The 1081-nt window shown below is 68.1% G+C and carries 1 pseudogene; it reads right to left on the bottom strand.

The features are described from left to right. Positions 1-1081 (bottom strand): annotated as a pseudogene (locus A9W95_RS10155) (polyribonucleotide nucleotidyltransferase); the annotation flags it as partial.

Raw genomic sequence — 1081 nt, forward strand, 5'->3', positions numbered from 1 at the left:
GTGTCCAGCTGCAGGGCGGTGACGAAGTCTTTGGTGCCGGCGCACTTGAAGTCCATGTCGCCGAACGCGTCCTCGGCCCCGAGGATGTCGGTCAGGGTGACGAAGCGGCGCTCGGTCCCCCCGCCTTCGGTCTCCACGTCGTCGGACACCAGACCCATCGCGATGCCGGCCACCGGCGCCTTCAGCGGCACCCCGGCGTTCAGCAGTGCCAGCGTGGAGGCACACACCGAGCCCATGGACGTCGACCCGTTCGAGCCCAACGCCTCCGACACCTGGCGGATGGCGTACGGGAACTCCTCGACGCTGGGCAACACCGGCATCAGCGCCCGCTCGGCCAGCGCGCCGTGGCCGATCTCGCGACGCTTGGGCGACCCGACCCGGCCGGTCTCACCGGTCGAATACGGCGGGAAGTTGTAGTGGTGCATGTAGCGCTTGGTTGTCTCCGGACCGAGCGAGTCGATCTGTTGAGCCATCTTCATCATGTCCAGCGTGGTGATGCCCAGGATCTGGGTTTCGCCGCGCTCGAACAGCGCGCTGCCGTGTGCCCGCGGCACGACGGCCACCTCAGCCGACAACGCACGAATGTCGGTGATGCCGCGGCCGTCGATACGGAAGTGGTCCGTGAGAATGCGCTGGCGTACCAGCTTCTTGGTCAGCGAGCGGAAGGCCGCGCTGACTTCCTTCTCGCGGCCTTCGTAGGTGTCGGCGAGCCGCTCGAGGACCTCGCCCTTGATCTCGTTGGTGCGCTGGTCCCGTTCGGCTTTGCCGCCGATGGTCAGCGCGGCGGCCAGCTCGTCGGTCGCCACCGAGGCCACCGAGTAGTAGACGTCGTCGCCGTAGTCCGGGAACACCGGGAACTCACCGGTCGGCTTCGCGGCCGCCTCGGCCAGCTCCTCCTGCGCGGTGCACAGCGCGGCGATGAACGGCTTGGCCGCCTCCAGACCCTCGGCAACCACACCTTCGGTCGGCGCCTGCGCGCCGCCGTCGACCAGGTCGATGACGTGCTCGGTGGCCTCGGCTTCGACCATCATGATCGCCACGTCACCGTCGACTTTGCGGCCGGCCACCACCATGTCGAACA

This window comes from Mycobacterium sp. 1423905.2, from assembly GCF_001673155.1.
In the GTDB taxonomy this organism is placed as follows: domain Bacteria; phylum Actinomycetota; class Actinomycetes; order Mycobacteriales; family Mycobacteriaceae; genus Mycobacterium.